Origin of the sequence: Micromonospora sp. NBC_00858, from assembly GCF_045207365.1 — a bacterium.
GTDB lineage: Bacteria > Actinomycetota > Actinomycetes > Mycobacteriales > Micromonosporaceae > Micromonospora.
The window spans coordinates 7030111-7047830 of the sequence record NZ_CP108828.1 but is presented as its reverse complement, the minus strand read 5'-3'; the positions used below and the strand labels follow the sequence as shown (position 1 = coordinate 7047830).

The 17720-nt window shown below is 72.6% G+C and carries 15 protein-coding genes; 4 read left to right on the top strand and 11 right to left on the bottom strand.

Annotation, left to right across the window (positions count from 1 at the left end):
- Positions 1 to 6: 6 nt before the first annotated feature.
- Positions 7 to 657: a ferritin-like fold-containing protein gene (locus tag OG990_RS32820; RefSeq protein WP_386987907.1), complete on the bottom strand. Its 651-nt coding sequence runs from the start codon at positions 655 to 657 to the stop codon at positions 7 to 9.
- A 318-nt stretch (positions 658 to 975) separates the two neighbouring features.
- Between OG990_RS32820 and OG990_RS32815 the strand changes: the two genes are divergently transcribed.
- The 3 genes from OG990_RS32815 to OG990_RS32805 all read left to right on the top strand — a co-directional run bounded on the left by OG990_RS32815 (position 976) and on the right by OG990_RS32805 (position 4498).
- On the top strand, positions 976 to 2673 hold the full coding sequence (locus tag OG990_RS32815) for a DEAD/DEAH box helicase (protein WP_406078222.1): 1698 nt from the start codon (positions 976 to 978) through the stop codon (positions 2671 to 2673).
- A gap of 86 nt (positions 2674 to 2759) precedes the next feature.
- Entirely contained in the window at positions 2760 to 3920 is a 1161-nt protein-coding gene (locus tag OG990_RS32810; RefSeq protein ID WP_406078221.1) for a class I SAM-dependent methyltransferase, read from the top strand.
- A gap of 161 nt (positions 3921 to 4081) precedes the next feature.
- Positions 4082 to 4498 carry a helix-turn-helix domain-containing protein gene (locus OG990_RS32805; protein ID WP_328420661.1) on the top strand — a complete coding sequence of 139 codons (417 nt, stop codon included), beginning with the start codon at positions 4082 to 4084 and terminating at the stop codon, positions 4496 to 4498.
- Between the two features lie 15 nt (positions 4499 to 4513).
- On the opposite strand, the gene OG990_RS32800 is transcribed toward OG990_RS32805, so the two are convergent.
- The 3 genes from OG990_RS32800 to OG990_RS32790 form a co-directional block, all read right to left on the bottom strand.
- Positions 4514 to 5443 carry a hypothetical protein gene (locus OG990_RS32800; protein ID WP_406078220.1) on the bottom strand — a complete coding sequence of 310 codons (930 nt, stop codon included), beginning with the start codon at positions 5441 to 5443 and terminating at the stop codon, positions 4514 to 4516.
- Between the two features lie 161 nt (positions 5444 to 5604).
- On the bottom strand, positions 5605 to 7728 hold the full coding sequence (locus OG990_RS32795) for a DEAD/DEAH box helicase (protein WP_406078219.1): 2124 nt from the start codon (positions 7726 to 7728) through the stop codon (positions 5605 to 5607).
- Between the two features lie 37 nt (positions 7729 to 7765).
- Positions 7766 to 9559: a BTAD domain-containing putative transcriptional regulator gene (locus tag OG990_RS32790; RefSeq protein WP_406078218.1), complete on the bottom strand. Its 1794-nt coding sequence runs from the start codon at positions 9557 to 9559 to the stop codon at positions 7766 to 7768.
- 142 nt (positions 9560 to 9701) lie between these two features.
- Between OG990_RS32790 and OG990_RS32785 the strand changes: the two genes are divergently transcribed.
- Positions 9702 to 10523 (top strand): hypothetical protein, encoded by an 822-nt coding sequence (locus tag OG990_RS32785; RefSeq protein ID WP_406078217.1) that lies wholly within the window; start codon positions 9702 to 9704, stop codon positions 10521 to 10523.
- Positions 10524 to 10596: 73 nt separating this feature from the next.
- Here the strand turns inward: OG990_RS32785 and OG990_RS32780 are convergent, their stop codons facing one another.
- The 7 genes from OG990_RS32780 to OG990_RS32750 all read right to left on the bottom strand — a co-directional run bounded on the left by OG990_RS32780 (position 10597) and on the right by OG990_RS32750 (position 17639).
- Positions 10597 to 11343, bottom strand: coding sequence for an SDR family NAD(P)-dependent oxidoreductase (locus OG990_RS32780; RefSeq protein WP_406078216.1), 747 nt, complete (start codon positions 11341 to 11343; stop codon positions 10597 to 10599).
- 121 nt (positions 11344 to 11464) lie between these two features.
- The gene (locus OG990_RS32775) at positions 11465 to 12574 is read right to left on the bottom strand and encodes a branched-chain amino acid ABC transporter permease (RefSeq protein WP_328420673.1); all 1110 of its coding nucleotides are present in this window, start codon (positions 12572 to 12574) and stop codon (positions 11465 to 11467) included.
- Positions 12571 to 13461, bottom strand: a complete 891-nt coding sequence (locus OG990_RS32770) for a branched-chain amino acid ABC transporter permease (protein WP_328420675.1) — start codon at positions 13459 to 13461, stop codon at positions 12571 to 12573. Before OG990_RS32770 ends, OG990_RS32775 begins: the two co-directional genes overlap by 4 nt.
- Positions 13461 to 14189, bottom strand: a complete 729-nt coding sequence (locus tag OG990_RS32765) for an ABC transporter ATP-binding protein (RefSeq protein ID WP_406078215.1) — start codon at positions 14187 to 14189, stop codon at positions 13461 to 13463. Before OG990_RS32765 ends, OG990_RS32770 begins: the two co-directional genes overlap by 1 nt.
- Positions 14186 to 14929: an ABC transporter ATP-binding protein gene (locus OG990_RS32760; RefSeq protein ID WP_328420679.1), complete on the bottom strand. Its 744-nt coding sequence runs from the start codon at positions 14927 to 14929 to the stop codon at positions 14186 to 14188. Before OG990_RS32760 ends, OG990_RS32765 begins: the two co-directional genes overlap by 4 nt.
- A gap of 3 nt (positions 14930 to 14932) precedes the next feature.
- A complete protein-coding gene (locus OG990_RS32755) occupies positions 14933 to 16138 on the bottom strand; it encodes a substrate-binding domain-containing protein (RefSeq protein ID WP_328420681.1) in 1206 nt (401 codons plus the stop codon).
- 379 nt (positions 16139 to 16517) lie between these two features.
- Positions 16518 to 17639 carry a glycerophosphodiester phosphodiesterase gene (locus tag OG990_RS32750; RefSeq protein WP_406078213.1) on the bottom strand — a complete coding sequence of 374 codons (1122 nt, stop codon included), beginning with the start codon at positions 17637 to 17639 and terminating at the stop codon, positions 16518 to 16520.
- Positions 17640 to 17720: the final 81 nt, after the last annotated feature.

The following is a 17720-nucleotide window of genomic DNA, read 5'->3' as shown; positions in this document are numbered from 1 at the left end:
GGGTGGTCAGTTGTTGAGCCCGACGGCGGCCATCCGAGCGGTATGCGCGGCGGTGAGCCGCCGGAACAGCCCCGACACGTCGACCCGGTCGCCCTGCGCGATCAACGTGGTGAGCGCGGCCCGCTCGGCGGCGACCCGGCCGGCCTGGGACAGCGCCTCGCCGACCAGCCGCCGGGCCCACATGGAGAGCCGGTCGGCCACCCGGGGGTCGGCGGCGACCGCCACCCGGATCTCGGCGGCGGCGAACTCCGCGTACCGGGAGTCGTGCAGCACATCCAGCACCAACTGCCGGTCGGGCTCGTCCAGCGCGTCGGCGATCTCCCGGACGAAGTCGTCGGTGATGGCGTCGCCGACATACGCCTTGGTCACCACCTCCGCCCAGTCCCGCGGCTCGGTCGAGTCGTGGTACGCCTGCAACGGCCGCACGTAGGGTGCCATCGCGTCCTCGGGCGGCACGCCCAGCGCGGTGAGTCGGTCGGCGAGCCGGCGGTAGTTGGCGATCTCGGCCGCGGCCATCTCGCTCAGTGCGGCACGGCGGCGCAGGTCGGGCGCGAGCCGGGCGTCGCCGGCCATCCGTTCGAAGGCGAGCAACTCACCGAAGGCGACCAGGCCCAGCAGGTCGGCGACGGCGGGACCGGGGGTGGTCGGCGCGGACACGAGCGCAGGTTACCGTGCGCGGCCCGGTGGTGTGGCCCGCGCGTGGTACGACCCAGACATCGACCCACCATGTGACGCAGGTCACATCTCATGCCCCCGCGTGGCGGGTGCCCGACGGGGAATCGGGACGGGTGCCTGCCTGTTCAGGTAGCATAGAGCAGTTGCCGTGGGCGCCGATCTGATCGAAGCTCAGCCCGCGGCGCGCGTGCGGCCCGGTCCGGCTCGGCAGTCTGCCCCCGACCGTGTGGCCCGCGTCATACCGACAGCGCCCTGAGGACATGATGGGGCGCACCCACGAGAGGGCACCCCCAAATCCATATGAGCGAGCTGACTCAAGATCTGATGGACGGCCAGGAACTGGCCCCCACCGCCCCGGTTCGACCCGAGGCTCCCACCTTTGCCGCACTCGGCGCCCGCGAAGAGACCGTCGAGGCACTGGCCGCGGCCGGCATCACCCGCGCCTTCGCCATCCAGGAGTACGCGATCCCGATCGCGCTCCGTGGCGTCGACCTGATCGGCCAGGCACCCACCGGTACCGGCAAGACCCTCGGCTTCGGCGTACCGCTGCTGGAGCGGGTCTTCGCGCCGAACGAGGGCAGCGACGGCGTGCCGCAGGCACTGGTCGTCGTCCCCACCCGTGAGCTGGGCATCCAGGTCGCCAAGGACCTGGCCGCCGCCGGCCGGACGCGGGGCGTCCGGGTGCTGCCGATCTATGGCGGCGTGGCGTACGAGCCGCAGATCGACGCGCTGCGCAAGGGCGTCGAGGTCCTGGTCGGCACCCCCGGCCGGCTGCTCGACCTGGCCAAGCAGAAGCACCTGCGTCTGGACCGCGTACACGCGCTGGTGCTCGACGAGGCCGACCGGATGCTCGACCTGGGCTTCCTCGACGACGTCGAGAAGATCCTGGCGATGCTGCCGGAGGATCGGCAGACCATGCTCTTCTCGGCCACCATGCCGGACCCGATCGTCACCCTGTCCCGGCGCTTCCTGCGCCAGCCGATGACGATCCACGCCGGCCACACCGCCGAGACCGGCCCGTCGCCGCAGACCCAGCAGCTGGTCTACCGCACCCACTCGATGAACAAGGTCGAGATCGTGGCCCGGATCCTCCAGGCCGAGGGGCGCGGGCTGACCATGATCTTCACTCGCACCAAGCGGGCCGCCGACCGGGTCGCCGAGGACCTCGACTTCCGCGGGTTCGCGGTCGCCGCGGTGCACGGTGACCTCGGCCAGGGTGCCCGCGAGCGGGCGCTGCGGGCGTTCCGGGCCGGAAAGATCGACATCCTGGTCGCCACCGACGTGGCAGCCCGCGGGCTGGACGTCACCGGCGTCACCCACGTGATCAACTACGACTGCCCGGAAGACCAGGACACCTACACCCACCGGATCGGCCGCACCGGCCGGGCTGGCGCGACCGGTGTCGCGGTGACCTTCGTCGACTGGGACGACATGCCGCGCTGGCGGATCATCGACAAGACCCTGGGTCTGGAGATGCCGGAGCCGCCGGAGACGTACCACACGTCTCCGCACCTCTACACCGACCTGCTCATCTCCACCAGTGTCGCCGGCACCCTGCCCACCGCGGAGCGGACCAGGGCCGGGCTCTCGGCCGAGATCGAGGAGGACCTGGGCGGGACGCGTTCCCGCCGGGGCGACAGCGGTGGCCGGGGCTCCCGACGCGGTGAGAGCCGCGGCGAGGGCAGGAGCGACGGCCGGGGCGAGCGCCGCGGCCGGGGCGATGACCGCCGGGACAGCACCGACGCCGGCACGCCGGCCGCCGAGGCACCCGCGGACACCGCCGCCGACGAGGAGGGCACCCGTACCCCGCGCCGCCGGCGTCGCCGCCGGGCCGGCGAGGCGGTCGCGGGCGAGCCGACCGCGGTGATCTCCACCGAGGTGGCTCCGGCCGAGCCAGCCGCCAGCGCCGACGGTGAGCCGTCGAAGCCGCGTCGCCGCCGGCGTCGCCGTGGTGGCGGTTCCGGCGCGGGTACGCCGGCCGAGGCGACCGCGGACTGACCCACAGCCACACCCGACATCCCCCGCACCGCCCCGCGCGGTACGGGGGATGTTCCCTTCCCACCCCACCTTTGGAAGATGGAACGATGCCCGAACCGCTCGACGCCGCCCTCACCGAGGTCCGGGCGCTGCTACTCGACCCCGCGCTGACCCGGGCGGTCGCCGCCGGGCGCCGCCGCGGACGCCGCCCCACCGTGGTCCGGGCCGAGCTGCGGCCGGTGACGCTCAAGGCCGGGCCCCGGCTCCAGATCACCACCTCCGACGGCGCCCGCCCGTACACCCGCAACGTCGCCCCCGGACCGGAAACGGCCGCGGCGGTCGACGAACTGCTGGCCGAGCCATTCGGCAACTGGCACCTGGAGACGGCCGACGCGACGCTCCAGCTGCGGGTGACCAAGTCGGGCGAAGCGCAGGTGCACCGGGCCGCGACGGCGCGGCCGGCGGCGACACCGGGCGGGAACGACCGGGCGAAGGAGTACCTGCTGGACCCCGGGGACGAGATCTTCACCGAGATCGGCGGCTCGGCGGCGAAGCGCCGCCAGGTGGACGCGTTCCTGCGAGCCCTGGCCGCGACCCTGCCCGACGAGCTGACCGGCCCGCTGCGGGTGGTCGACCTGGGCTGCGGCAACGCCTACCTGACCTTTGCCGCGTACCGCTATCTCTCCGGTCGGGGGCTCGACGTCGAGTTGATCGGCGTGGACGTCCGGGAGGACCAGCGGCGGCGCAACACCGAGCTGGCGCAGCGACTGGGCTGGGCCGACCGGGTCACCTTCGTGGCCGGCACGATCGCCGACGCCGTCGTCGACCCCGCACCGGACCTGGTGTTGGCGCTGCACGCCTGCGACACCGCCACCGACGAGGCGCTGGCCCGCGCGGTGCGCTGGGAGGCCCGCTGGGTGCTCGCCGCGCCCTGCTGCCACCACGACCTGGCGAAGCAGCTACGCGCCCACCCCGCCCCGGCCCCGTACGAGCTGCTGACCCGACAGGGCATCCTGCGCGAGCGCTTCGCCGACGTGCTCACCGACGCCCTGCGGGCCGGGCTGCTGCGGGTGCACGGGTACCGGGCCGAGGTGGTGGAGTTCGTGGACTCCCAGCACACGCCGCGCAACCTGCTGATCCGGGCCCGCCGTACCGGCACCGGGGCCACCGACCCGCAGCGCGCGGAGTACCGCGAGCTGGTGGACCAGTGGCGGGTCACTCCCCGGCTGCAGACGCTGCTGGCCGCCGACGAGCCGCCCGCCGCCTGACGAGGACGGCGCCTCGGCGGGGTCCGGTCGCTCGCTGCCTGAGACAAGTCCCATCAACGGGACAGTTTGTGCGGTCAGTCAATTGTTTCCGGCTGTGGGCGTACTACCCTCGGAAGGCGCATCGTCCCAGTGCTCCGGCCGGGAGGAGAAGACCCGCGAGGATGGCTTCCGCAGACGTTTCGCCGCAGATGGCGTTCGCCCGCTTCGTCCGGCGAGCCATCGATGACGCTCGCGACGAGCGCGGGTGGACGGTGACCGACCTCGCCTCCCACACGGGTGTGGGCCGCTCCACGGTGTTCCGTTGGCTGGCCGGTGACTGGCAGGACTACCCCGAACTGGCCAAGGTCCGCGGCTTCTGCGCCGCACTGGACCTGCCGGTCGCGGCCGCGTTCCGGGCGCTCGGGCTGCCCGACGCCGGCCCGGCACCCCGCCGGCGTAACGACGAGGGCCCGGTCGAGGCGGACGTTCGGGCGATCCTGGACCGGCTCGCCGACCCCACCGTCCCCGCCGAGGAGAAGCACCACATCCGCGATCTCCTCCGCTACCTGGCCCGCCGCCCCATCCGCCGCGCCGGCTGACCTACCCCGCCGGGGTCAGGGGACCGTAAGGGTGAACTCGGCGGTGTGGACCTTGGCGGCGACCTGGAAGTCGAGGTAGAGGCGGTAGCGGCCAGGGCCGGGGGCGGTCAGCCAGAACTTCACCTGGCCGTCCACCAACTCCGGCTCCGGGTGCACGTGCAGGTAGCCCAGGTCGCCCTCGCGCAGCGCCACCAGGTGCCCGTACGCCCCGAGGTAGCGCTCCAGCGGTGCGGCGCCGCCAGCGGCGTCGACCCGGAAGGTCAGCGGCACCGTCTCCCCGGCCTGCGGGTTGCCCTGGTAGCCGACGGTGAACCCGTCCACCGTCGTCGAGGTGGCTGGCGCCGGCAGCGCACGGGGCTGGTACCCGCCGGGCGCGACCAGGTCCGCGCCGAGGGTCACCGCGGTCTGGCCGCCGTCGTCGGCGACCACGGTGAAGTCGGCGTACGCCCGCCAGACGCCGGGCTGCGCGAGGGTCAGCGGCACGGACCAGGTGCCGTCCGGCGCCATGGTCGGGTGCAGATGCTGGTAGCCGGTCAGGTCCCGGCGGACCACGATGAGGTGCAACGGCTTGTCGTGCACGACGGCGAAGCGGGTGACCGGCCGGCGCTGCGCGTCCCGTACCTGGAACCGGAGCTGCCCCGGGCGACCGGCCAGGAACTCGGTGGCCAGCGGGGCCAGGGTGTACCCGGCCGAGCTGACCGACAGGCCACCCGGCTCGCTGCCCACGCCCTGGTCCGTGCCCGTGGCGCTGCCGTGGTCGTGCGGCTCCGTGCCCGCCGGGTGGGTGTGGTCGGCGGCCAGCGCCGAGCCACCGGCGGTGGTGGCGCCGTCGGCGTTCATCCGGCCGAGGCCGAAGCCGAGCAGCACCGCGAGCACCAGCCCACCGACCACCAGCGCCAGTCGGAGCGTGCTCCGGTCCGGCGCGGCGGAGATCTGGTCAGGCACCGCCGGCGTCCAACGCGTGGCCGGCCTCGTCGACGGGCTGATCGGTCATGCTGCCCACGGTACCGCCGCACCGGGCCGGGCCCGGCCGACGTCGGGACGGCGTGGCGACGGTCGCAATCCGTCCTGCCCGGGAACTTTTCCGCCGCGAGCGCGCGGCGGGCTCAGCCGGCCACGGCGAGGGCGAGCGGGAGCACGTCCGGCGCGCCGGCCCGGCGTAGGGCGCGGGTCACCATCGTCATCGTCCAGCCCGAGTCGACCAGGTCGTCCAGGAGCAGCACCGGCCCGGCCAGTTCGGCCAGCGCGTCGGCCAACTCGGCCGGCACGGTGAACGCGTCGTGCAGCGCGCGTACCCGCTGGGCGCTGTTGCCGCGCGGCCCGCCGGGGCCGCCCGGACCGGTCCGGGTGACCTCGCCCAACAGCGGCAGCCGGCCCACGGCGGCGACCCGCTCGGCCAGCGAGCCGACCAGCCGGGGCCGCCGACGGGAACCAACCGCGACCACCGCCACCGGGCGGCGAGGCCACGGGTCGTCGCCGTGCGCCCACGCCTTCAGCACCTCCACCACGGCGCCGGCCACGTCGTCGGGCACCAGCGCGTCGGGCGCGTCCGGGCCGACCAGGCCGCGCAGCCGGCCACCCCACCCCAGGTCGGAGAGGCGCCCGACGGCCCGGCCCGGCAGCGCCTGCTCCGTCGGGGGGATCCGGCCCTTCAGGGGTACGCCCACCGCGTCCAGCCCGGTCGGCCAGAGCTTCTTCGGGGCAATCTCCACGCCGGGTCGGCCCAGGAACGTCTGCGCGGCGGTCAGCGCGGCCGTCGACACGTCCGAGGAGAACAGCGGGTCAGCGCACCGGTCACACCGACCGCAGTCGGCTGTCCCGGTATCGTCCAGGCACTCCCGCAGATACCGCATCCGGCAGCCGGACGTGGTCGCGTACTCCCGCATGGCCTGTTGCTCGGCGGTGCGCGCCTCGGCGACGCGCCGCAACCGGGCCTCGTCGTAGACCCAGGGCTCGCCGGTGGCGAGCCAGCCACCGCGCACCCGGCGGACCGCGCCGTCCACGTCGAGCACCTTGAGCATCAGCTCCAACCGGGCCCGACGGAGGTCGACCAGCGGTTCGAGTGCCTGGGTGGAGAGCGGTCGGTCGCTGTGCAGGGCAGCCAGTACGGCCCGGACCTGCTGCTCGGGCGGGAACGCCAGCGAGGCGAAGTAGCGCCAGATCGCGGCGTCCTCGGCGCCGGGCAGCAGCAGCACCTCGGCGTGCTCGACGGCCCGGCCGGCGCGGCCGACCTGCTGGTAGTACGCGATCGGCGAGGGTGGCGCGCCGAGGTGGACCACGAAGCCCAGGTCTGGCTTGTCGAAGCCCATGCCGAGCGCGCTCGTGGCGACCAACGCCTTGATCTTGTTGTCCAGGAGGTCCTGCTCGGCGGCCCGCCGGTCGGCGTCGTCGGCCTGCCCGGTGTACGAGGCCACCGGGTAGCCCCGGGTACGCAGGAACTCGGCCGTCTCCCCCGCCGCCGCGACGGTCAGCGTGTAGATGATGCCGGAGCCGGGCAGCTGGTCCAGGTGGTCGGCGAGCCAGGCCAGCCGGTGCGCCGGGGTGGGCAGGTCGAGCACGCCGAGGCGCAGTGACTCGCGGTCCAGCGTGCCGCGCAGGACGAGGGCGTCCCCCAACTGCTCCGCCACGTCCTGGGTGACCCGGGCGTTGGCGGTGGCGGTGGTGGCCAGCACCGGGGTGCGCTCGGGCAGGTTGCCGAGGAACGTGCGGAGCCGCCGGTAGTCCGGCCGGAAGTCGTGCCCCCAGTCGGAGACGCAGTGCGCCTCGTCGACCACCAGCAGCCCGGTGGTCGCGGCGAGCTTTGGCAGCACCCCGTCGCGGAAATCCGGGTTGTTCAGCCGTTCCGGGCTGATCAGCAGCACGTCCACCGCGCCGGCCTGGATCTCCGCGGTGATCTCGTCCCACTCGTCGAGGTTCGCCGAGTTGATCGTGCGGGCCCGGATGCCGGCCCGGGCGGCCGCCTCGACCTGGTTGCGCATCAGCGCCAGCAGCGGCGACACGATCACCGTCGGGCCGGCGGGGCGCTCGCCCTGGCGTAGCAGCGCGGTGGCCACGAAGTAGACCGCCGACTTGCCCCAGCCGGTGCGTTGGACGCAGAGCACCCGGCGCGCGTCGACCACCAGCGCCTCGATGGCCCGCCACTGATCTTCGCGCAGCCGGGCATGGTCACCGGCCAGCCGGCGCAGCACCGCCTCGGCCCGCTCCCGTACCGCCGCCCGCTCTTCGCTCACCCGGCATTTCTACCAGCCCCACCGGAAAACCCCGCGATCATCGGGGCCCGGCTGGCTCCGCCTTCACCGCCGCGGGGGTGCCTGTGGGCGGGGCGGGTGGCGGCAGGAAGAGCAGGACGCTGCGAAGCGCGTCGGTAACCGCGAGCGGCAGCGGGCAGCGCGCGGCCAGCTCCTCCATCGACGCGTACGGGCCGCGTACCCACCGGTCCATCGCCACCTGCCGGCGTTGCGCGTCGGTGAGCCCGGGCAGTGTGGCGAGTACGTGGTCGGGTACGGCGTTGACGTCGATGAGCCCGCCGTCGTCGAAGGCGCGGGCCAGGTCCGGTCGGCCGATGGCGAACTCCTGACGCGCCGAGGGGTAGCGGTGCAGCAGGTTCCGCGCCTGCTGGCGGCGAACCCGTCGCTCCTCGTCGCGCGCCTGGGCCACGAGCGGCCGCCCGGTGACCCGTCCCCAGACCCATCGGTTGAGCAGTACCACGTGCGCGGCGCCCACCACCCAGCAGAGACCGATCACGCCGAGCCCCAAGAACGCCTCCGCCGCCGAGTCCTCCGTCTCGAGGTCGTCGGTGGCGATCATGTAGACCAGCAGCGACGCGGTGATGAGATAGCCGACGGCCGCAAGGCCGAGCCGTCGACTGCGCCGCCGCACCGCGTACGCCAGCATCACCAGCCAGGTCCCGGTGCCGAACGACAGCAGTGGCAGGAGGGTGCCGGCGACGGTGGCCGTGGTGCTCACCCACGTCGGCAGCGGGTGCCGCTCCTGGCGCGGCTGGTCGACCCCGAACGGGGAAGGCGGGCCGGCGGACAGACCACCCAGCGCGGGGTACAGCGGCGAGGGGAGATCCGCGTAGGGCGGAACGGCCGCCGAGAACGGCGGGGCCGACGCCTGGATCGGGGCGGTCGAGGCGGGCGGTGAAGCGGGGGGCGGCACGGTCGGGTTGAGGGCCGGGGCAGTCGGATGTGTGTCGGCGGACGGATGCGCCGGCACCGGGGGCACCATGCTCTCCACCTGCTGTGCGGCGGGAGCCGAAGCGGGCCACCCCGATTCCGGGACGCCAGCGGTGAGGGTCGGGTCGGCGCGCAGTATCCGCCCGTGCAGCTCGCGGAGCGCCGCACCGGGCCCGATGCCGTACTCCTCGCGGAGGAAGCTGTCGATCTCCCGATACGCGGCCAGCGCCTCCGCCTGCCGTCCGCTGCGGTACAGCGCCAGCATGTACTGGTGGCGCAGCCGCTCCCGGACCGGGAACTCGGCCACCAGCTCGACCAGCTCGCCGACCAGCTCGCGATGCCGCCCGCTGTCCAGTTCCAGCTCCACGCGGGTCTCCAGAGCAACGGCCCGCAGTTCCACCAGTCGGTGCCGGGCAGCCTCGAAGACTCCTCCGGGGACGCCGGCGAACGGCTCTCCCCGCCACAGGTCCAGGGCAGCGGTCAGCTCGGCCAGCGCCTGCTCCGTACGTCCGGCCGCGTGCCGCTGCCGTGCGGCCTGGACGCCCCGTTCGAAGCGGACGGCGTCCACCGCCTCGGGATCCACCCGGAGCAGGTAACCCGCGTCGGTGAGGCTCAACACCTGCCCCGGCGTACGCGGCGACCGGTCGGGCTCCAACACCCGACGCAGTCCAGCGACATACTTCTGCACCACGTTGGGGCCGTTCGCGGGCGGATCGTCCGGCCACACCGCCTCGACGATCTGTCCGGTGGAGACCGAGCGACCGGCGGAGAGCAGCAGTACGGCCAGCACGGCGCGCTGCTTACCGGGGCCGAGATCGAGCTGGCGGTCGGCGTACCAGGCCCGCTGAGGCCCGAGGATCTCGAAACGCAGCGTTCCTGACATGCGAGTTTCCGCTCCTGACACCCCCGAGGGCGCCGGACGGCAGTGCCCGGCAGCCGGACGGCAGCATATCGGCAGCCGGACCGCCGTGCCGGCCGGCAACCTCGTCGTCGGCAGAAGCCACGCAGCGAGAAAGAGAAGTGCGATGACACAGGCAACGGGCACCGCCGGCACCATCCGACGGACGGTCGGCACGGTCGCCGCCGTGCTGGCCACGACCACCCTGCTCGCGGGTTGCGGGTCCAAGGACGAGCTGACCGCGGCACCGCAGAGCAGCCCGACCGCCAGCCCGAGTGCCAGCCCGAAGGACGCGCTCCTGGACGCCGTTCCGGATGGCACCGAGGGGGCGTTCCGGTTCAGCGGCAAGGACTCGTCCAGCACGCTCAGCGGCCGGATCGACCCGGAGGCGAAGGCGTTCGAACTCAACACCACCATGGCGCCGGACTCCGACGGCATCGTCGTGAAGATGTCGTTCCTGGTGATCGAGGACGAGAACTGGATAAAGGCAAAGTTCAGCGGCCGCCCGGGCCTGCCGAAGTTCCCGGACAAGTGGATGAAGCTGGACCGCACGAAGCTGACCGATGGCGGGAGTATCCCGACCTACGACGGCGTGGACCAGGGCAACGCTGGTCCGCTCATCCAGGCGGCAACCTCCGTCGAGGAGCAGAGCGCCGGGCGGTACGTCGGATTCATCGACGTGAGCGACACGGAAGCGGCGAAGGCGCTGGATGACGGTGAGGCGGCGGCGCTCGGCGAGGCCGCCAAGAAGGTTCCGTTCACCGCCGTGGTCGGTGCGGACAAGCACCTGGCCTCGCTGACGCTGAAGATCCCGGCCGCTGGCAAGGCGAAGGCGTACGACTACGTGGTCACGTACGCCGACTACGGCAGCACTCCGAAGATCAGCGTTCCGACCGGCGCCGCCGCGACGAACGCACCGAAGATGGCGTACGAGATGTTGAACAACTGACCCACGACGCAGGGAGGGCGGCGGCCACACGGGGGGCCGCCGCCCCTTCTGTCGTACCTGGACGCTTGTGTGCTCAGCGGCCGAGGACCGAGCCCCCGTTGACGCCGAGCACCTGACCGGTGACGTAACCGGCAGCCGGGCTGGCGAGATAGCGAACGGCCTCGGCGATGTCGTCCGGCACTCCGGCCCGCCCGACCAGGGTCGCCGCCACCCGCTTGGCGTGCCCCTCGGCAGTCATCCGGGCACCGAAGAACTCGGTCTCGGCGACATAGCCGGGGCTCACCACGTTGACCGTGATCTGTTCCGGGCCGAACTGCGCGGCCAGGTCGTACGCCCAGCCGTGCAGCGCCGCCTTCGCCGCCGAGTACGCCCCGGCGCCGCCGCGCTGGGCGGCGATCGAGCTGACCAGGATCACCCGGCCGCCGGGGCGACGCAGGGCCGGACGCAGCGCCTCGGTCAGCAGCACGGCGGTGAGCACGTTGGCGTCCAGGTTGGCCCGCCAGTGCGCGGCCGTCCCGGCGAGCGTGCCGGTGTCCCCGCCGAGGTAGCCGCCAGCGTTGTTGACCACCACGTCGACCCGCCGGTCGCCGATCGCCGCGAGAACCCGACCGAGCTGCCCCGGGTCGGTCAGGTCGGCGGTAACGGTGGTGACGGCGTCGGTACGACCACAGCCGGCGGAAATCCGTTCGGCGGTATTCGCCAACACGTCCGCCCGCCGCCCGACGATCAGAACGTCGTACCCATCCCCCGCGAGCACCCCCGCAACGGCCGCGCCAATCCCAGTCCCGCCCCCACTAACAACCGCAACCCGTCCGTCCATCTCCCGACCTCCCCATGCAGAGAACCCCGTCGATCATGAAGTTATCGCCCTCGGCCACGGCGCGTCGTGGCAATAACTTCATGATCGACGGGGTGGGGGGTCAGCGTGAGGGGGTGGGGGGTCAGCGTGAGGGGCGGAGGGATTTGCGGAGGTGGGACAGGCGGGGGGCCAGGCTGGCCAGGCCGCCGGGGAAGAAGTAGACGGCCAGGATGAAGACGGTGCCGAGGACGAACAGGGGCTGGCTCAGGGGGTGACTCAGGACGGCGGGCAGCTTGTCGACCGCGTCGGAGGTGCCGAAGGCGGTGAGCCGGTGGTCCAGGTACATGTAGAGGACGCCGCCGAGCACCGGCCCCCACCGGGTGCCCGGCCCGCCGAGCACCACCATGACCAGCAGCGACAGGGTCAGCTCGGAGGACGTGATGTGCGGCGACGCGCCGCCGACGATCAGGCAGTAGACCACCCCGCCGGCCGACGCGAGCCCGCCGGCCAGGGTGAACGCCACCAGCTTGTAGCGGTACGGGTCCAGCCCGAGCACGCCGATCCGCCGCTCGTCGTCGCGCAGCCCGGCCAGCACCCGCCCGGTCGGCGAACCGCTCACCCGGTGCACCACGAAGACCACCAGGGTCAGGTACGCCAGCGCCAGCCAGTACAGGTTGACAGTGTTGGTCACCCCCACCAGCCCGGCGGGCAGCCCGGACACATCCAGCGGCAGGCCCTCCTCGCCGCCGGTCAGCCCGCCGAAGTCCCGTGCCACCAGGATCGCCCCGACCTGGGCGAAGGCCAACGTGACCATGGCGAACGCTATGCCCACGGTACGCAGCGCCACCGCGCCGAGCAGCGCGGCGAGAATCGTGCCGCCGGTGACGGTCAACAGCGCCGCCTGCCAGAGCGGCAGGCCGGCCCGGGTGACCAGGATGTCGGTGCCGTACACGCCAGCGGCGAAGTACAGCGCGTGCCCGAAGGAGAGCATCCCGGTCCGGCCGAAGAGCAGGTCGTACCCGGCGGCCAGCCCGCCGAAGATCAGGCAGATGGCGAGCAGTTGCAGGGTGCCGGGCGAGTTGACCGGCCCCTCGAAGATCCCCGGCAGGGAGATCGTCGAGTACGGCAGGATCGCGAAGACGGCCAGCGCGACCAGCGGCAGGAACGGACGGACACGGTGCCACCGCCCCCGCTGCGGGGTCAGCTCGTCGGGTACCTGCGCGGGGGGCGCGTCGACCACGGAGTTCGTCATGCCGTTGCCACCTTTCCGGCGATGCCCTGCGGACGCAGCAGCAGCACGACGGCCAGCAGCCCGACCACGCAGATGTCGCCCAGACCGGACGTGCCGTAGTAGTTGACGAACTGTTGGACCAGCCCGACCACGACCGCCGCGTACGCGGAGCCGACCACCGAGCCCATCCCGCCGATCACCACCACGATGAACGCGAAGATCAGCAGTGAGCTGCCCTGCCCGGGCGAGACGGTGCCGAAGTAGACCCCGCCGAGTGCACCGGCGAGCGCGGCGGCCGCCCCACCGATCGCGAAGACGAGGGTGAACGCCTTACGCACGTCGATGCCGAGCGCGGTCACCATCTCCCGGTTCTCCACTCCGGCCCTGATCACCAGGCCGTACCGGGTCCAGCGCAGGAAGGCCAGCAGCGCGCCGAGCACCAGCACCGCCGCGATGATCAGCAGCAGGCCGCCGTTCGGCACCTGCGCACCGAGGATCCCGGTGACCTGCCGGGTCCAGTCGGGGCGGGGGAACGGTCGGGCGTCCGCACCCCAGGTGGCCTGGAGCAGCGCCACCCCGGCCAGCGACAGGCCGACGGTGACCAGCACCTGCTCGATGGTGCGGGAGTAGAGCGGGCGAATCAGCACCAGCTCGACCAGCACCGCCACCAGCGTGCCGGCGGCCACCCCGAACGCGACCGCGAGCACGAAGCCGAACCCGTCACCACCGGCGCCCGGCAGGTTGCCCGCCGCCCACCAGGTGGCGTACGCGCCTACACCGAGGAACAGCCCGTGCGCGAAGTTGAGCACGTCGGCCAGGCCGAAGACCAGGGACAGCCCGGAGGCGACCAGGAAGTACAGCGCTGCCAGGCCGAGCCCGGTCAGCGTCAACAGGATGACGGTGCCCATCAGTGCGCCACCTCCGCCGAGCCGACGCCGAGCAGCGACTTGGTCAGCGCGGTCTCCAGCAGCAACTCGCGGGCGTCGCCGGTCCAGGCGACCTTGCCGGCTGCCAGCACCACCGCGTCTCGGGCCAGCCGCCGTACCACTGCCAGGTTCTGCTCGACGAGCAGCACCGGCACCGACTCCGCGACCCGTTCCAGCACCTCGGCCACCTCGGTCACCACTTTCGGCGCCAACCCCTTGGTCGGCTCGTCGACCAGCAGCAGCCGGTTGTCGTTGAGCAGCACCCGGCCGATCGCGAGCATCTGCTGCTGCCCGCCGGAGAGCGAACCGGCCCGTTGCCGTCCGCGCCGGTCCAGCTCCGGGAAGAGCGCGAAGACCTTGTCGTACGCCGGGATCACGCCGCGCCGCTCGGCGAGCCGCAGGTTCTCCGCGACGGTGAGGCCGGCGAACACGCAGCGGTCCTCGGGCACATAGCCGAGCCCGCCGCGAACCAGCCGGTGGGTGGGGCGGGCCAGCAGGCTCTGCGCGCCCATCCGGATGGTGCCGCGGATCTCCCCGGCGGGCGGGGTGAGGCCGACGATCGCGCGCAGCGTGGTGGTCTTGCCAACGCCGTTGCGGCCGAGCAGGACGGTCACGCCGGTCGGGGCGACCGTGAAGGACACCCCCTGGAGGATGTGCAGCCCGGAGATCCGGACCGACAGGTCCTCCACGTTGAGGATCGGCTCGGTCATAGCGACTCTCCGAGATAGGCCTCTTGCACGGTGGGGTTGGCCATCACCGTCTCCGGGGTGTCGCAGGCCAGCAGCGCGCCGTGGTGCATGACGGCGATCCGGTCGGCCAACTCCAGGATGACGTCCATGTGGTGCTCGACCATCAGCACCGCCCGGCCGCTGTCCCCGGTCAACGACTTGATCACCGAGACCAGCTCGGGCACGTCCTCGGCGCTGACCCCGGCCATCGGCTCGTCCAGCAGCATCACCCGCGGTTCGCCGGCGAGCAGCAGAGCGATCTCCAGCTTGCGCTTCTCGCCGTGCGCCAGGGTGCCGGCCAGCGCCGTACCCCGGTGGCCGAGACCGACCCGGTCGAGCGCCGCGTCGGCGGCGGCGGCCACCTCCCGGTCGGCCGCCGCCCGCCGCCACAGTTTCATCGAGCCCCCGCGGTGCGCCTGCACGGCGAGCCGGACGTTCTCCCGCACGCTGAGCGAGCCGAAGACCGAGGACGCCTGGAAGGTACGGCCCAGCCCGAGGCGTGCCCGCCGGTGCGGCGGGAGCGCCCCGATGTCCTGCCCGTCCAGGGTGATCCGGCCCTCCGTGGCCTGGCGCAGGCCGGTGATCAGGTTGAACAGTGAGGTCTTGCCGGCGCCGTTCGGCCCGATCACGCCCAGGAACTCCCCGGGCGCCAGGTCGAGGTAGACGCTGTCGACGATGGCGACCTCACCGATCCGCCAGGTCAGACCGCGGGTGGCGAGCATGGTTCAGCCCTTCATGGCCACGGCCGGCGGCGCGGACTCGTCACCGGTGAGGCTCTTCTGCGCGGTTGCCGTGAAGGCGGTGCCGCTGCCGGTCAGCTTGGCCTGGAACATCGGCTGGAGCAGCGCGTGGTCCGCGGCCCGGATGGTCATCTTGCCCTTGACCCCGTCGAAGCTCCAGCCCTCCAGGGCGGTCACCATCTTGTCGACGTCGTCCCCGCCCTCCTGCACGGCGCGGACCACCATCTGGGCGGCGGCGAAGCCGTCCGGGTGGAACAGGTCCAGCGTGCCGCCGGGGATCTTCGCCTTGGCGGCCTTGGACGCCTCGGTGTCGCTGGCCCCGTCGAAGTAGTGCGACAGGAAGGAGATCTTCGTGCCGGCGGCGCCGAACGTCGGCCAGGACGAACGGATGTCCAGGCCGGTGACGACCGTGGTGGAGGAGAGCACGCCCTGCTGGTCGAGGCTCTGCCACATGGCCGGGGCGGTGGTACCGGCCCAGGCGACGAAGAGCAGATCCGGCTTCGCCGTCTTGATCTGGCTGGCGAACGGGGTGAACTCGGTGGCGCTGGCCGGCGCCCGGACGCTGCTCACCGTGGCGCCAGCGCCGCCGATGACCGCCTTGACGGCGGCCTCGTTGGCGTCGCCGAACGCGCCGTCCTGGGCGAAGACCACGACCTTCTTGCCGGACGGGTCGCCGATGAACGACTTGGCGGTCACCACATCCTGGTAGGACTGGCGGCCGGAGCGGAAGGTGTACTTGTTCGCACCGGTCACCGCGTCGGTGGCGGCCGGTCCGGAGATGAACAGGACCTTGTTCTGCGCCGCGATCGGCGCGACCTGGAGCGCCACGCCGGAGGCGGTGGAGCCGGCAATGATCTTCGTGCCCTTGCCGATCAGGTCCTTCGCCGCGGAGACCGCCTTGGCCGGGTCGCCCGCGTCGTCGACCTCGGTCAGCTCGATCTTCCGGTCACCGACCTTGCCGGTGCCCTGGGTGGCGAAGTCGAGCCCCGCCTTGAAACCCTCGCTGTACTGCTTTCCATAGCTGGCCAGGGCTCCCGACTGGGAGTACACCAGGCCGACCTTGACCGGTGCGGCGCTGTCGCCGCCGCCGGTGGCGGTGTCCTGCGGGCTGCCACAGGCCGTGGCGGCCAACGCCGCGGCCATCATCGTGGCGGCGGAGAGGAACACCCGCCGCGTCGTCCGGACCGTCATTGCGACTCCACATGAGGACTCGGAGGGAGAGAACTTCTTCGTGTCGGCTCACGCTAGAAGTGACGTCACCCACGAGCTATGTGGCGGAAACACACAAGTAACAGGAATGAGGTGGCCGGGCGTTACAACGGGCCGACCTACCACGCGAAAGCCCGGTCGCCCGATGGCCCGCACCCCCACGGACCGCCCGAGCCCTGTGTCGTCGCGCGCCATCCGCGAGCCCGGGGCGATCTTGCGAGCGGGCCGTCGGTGAGCGTGGGTGGCCCGGGGTGGAGGTGCCGCTGGCCCGCCGTCCGGGTGACGGACGACGGGCCAGCCTGCGAGCCAGGCGCGGATCAGCCCGGCGGTACGGCTCGGAGCCGATCAGCTCCGGGCCGGGTCAGCTCTCGGCGAGACCGGCGCGGGCGGCGACGGCGGTGTCCGGCTGGTCGGTGAAGACACCGTCCAGGCCCAGACCGAGGAAGAGCTCGTACTCCGCGGTGATGTCGCCGCGCCCGTTCGGGTCGGTACCGATCCGGAAGTCCACCGGCAGGAACTGGTTCTCCGCGCGGAACGTCCAGGAGTGCACGAGCAGCCGCTCCCGGTGCGCGTCGCGCACCACCGTGGTCGGGGCGAGCAGCGCGCCGGCCGCGTCCCGGGGCACGATCAGGTTCTTGTTCGCCCCGATGCCGTCGGCGTACGCGGCGATCCACTTCAGCCCGGCCGGCTTGGCCAGGTCCTGGTAGCTACGGGCGTCACCGGCGACGGTGAAGTCGTACGGGCGGCCGGTGGCGTCGAGCAACTGGACCAGGTTGACGTCGATCATCCGGTTCAGCTTGCGCAGGTTGGCCGTCTCGAACGACTGGATGAAGACCGGCGCGTTGCGGTTGGTCAGCTTGTTCTGCCGGAGCACCCGGACCAGCGGCTCCTCCAGCGGCAGCCCGATCGAGGCGAAGTAGCTCGGGTGCTTGGTCTCCGGGTAGATGCCGATCGTGCGGCCCCGTGCCCGCCCCTCGGCACGGGCCAGGTCGATGACCTCCTGGAGAGTGGGCACCTCGAAGCGACCGTCGAACGCGGTGTTCGCAACCCGGACCTGCGGCAGCCGCTCCTTGGCCCGCAGTGTCTTCAGCTCGGCCAGGGTGAAGTCCTCGGTGAACCAGCCGGTGACCGCGACACCGTCGATGGTCTTCGTCGCCTTGCGGGCGGCGAATTCCGGGTGCGCCGACACGTCGGTGGTACCCGAGATCTCGTTCTCGTGCCGGGCGACCAGGATGCCGTCGGAGGTGGAGACCAGGTCCGGCTCGACGTAGTCGGCGCCCATCCGGATCGCCAGCTGGTACGCCTCCAGGGTGTGCTCCGGCCGGTAGCCGCTCGCGCCACGGTGACCGATCACGATCGGCCGGTCGGACGCCCGGGAGCGGTCCGTCTTGGCCGCCGGGTCGGCGGTGGCGATGGTCGGTACTGCCAAGGCGGCGGCGAGCAACACGCCGGCCAGGCCGAGGGTCGAGAGGGTACGTCGCAACGCCGTCTCCTGTCGTCGGGGGAACCGCTTCAGCAGATCGGCTTCGATTGACCGGGAGTTGGTCGGTGACTGGCCGGCAGA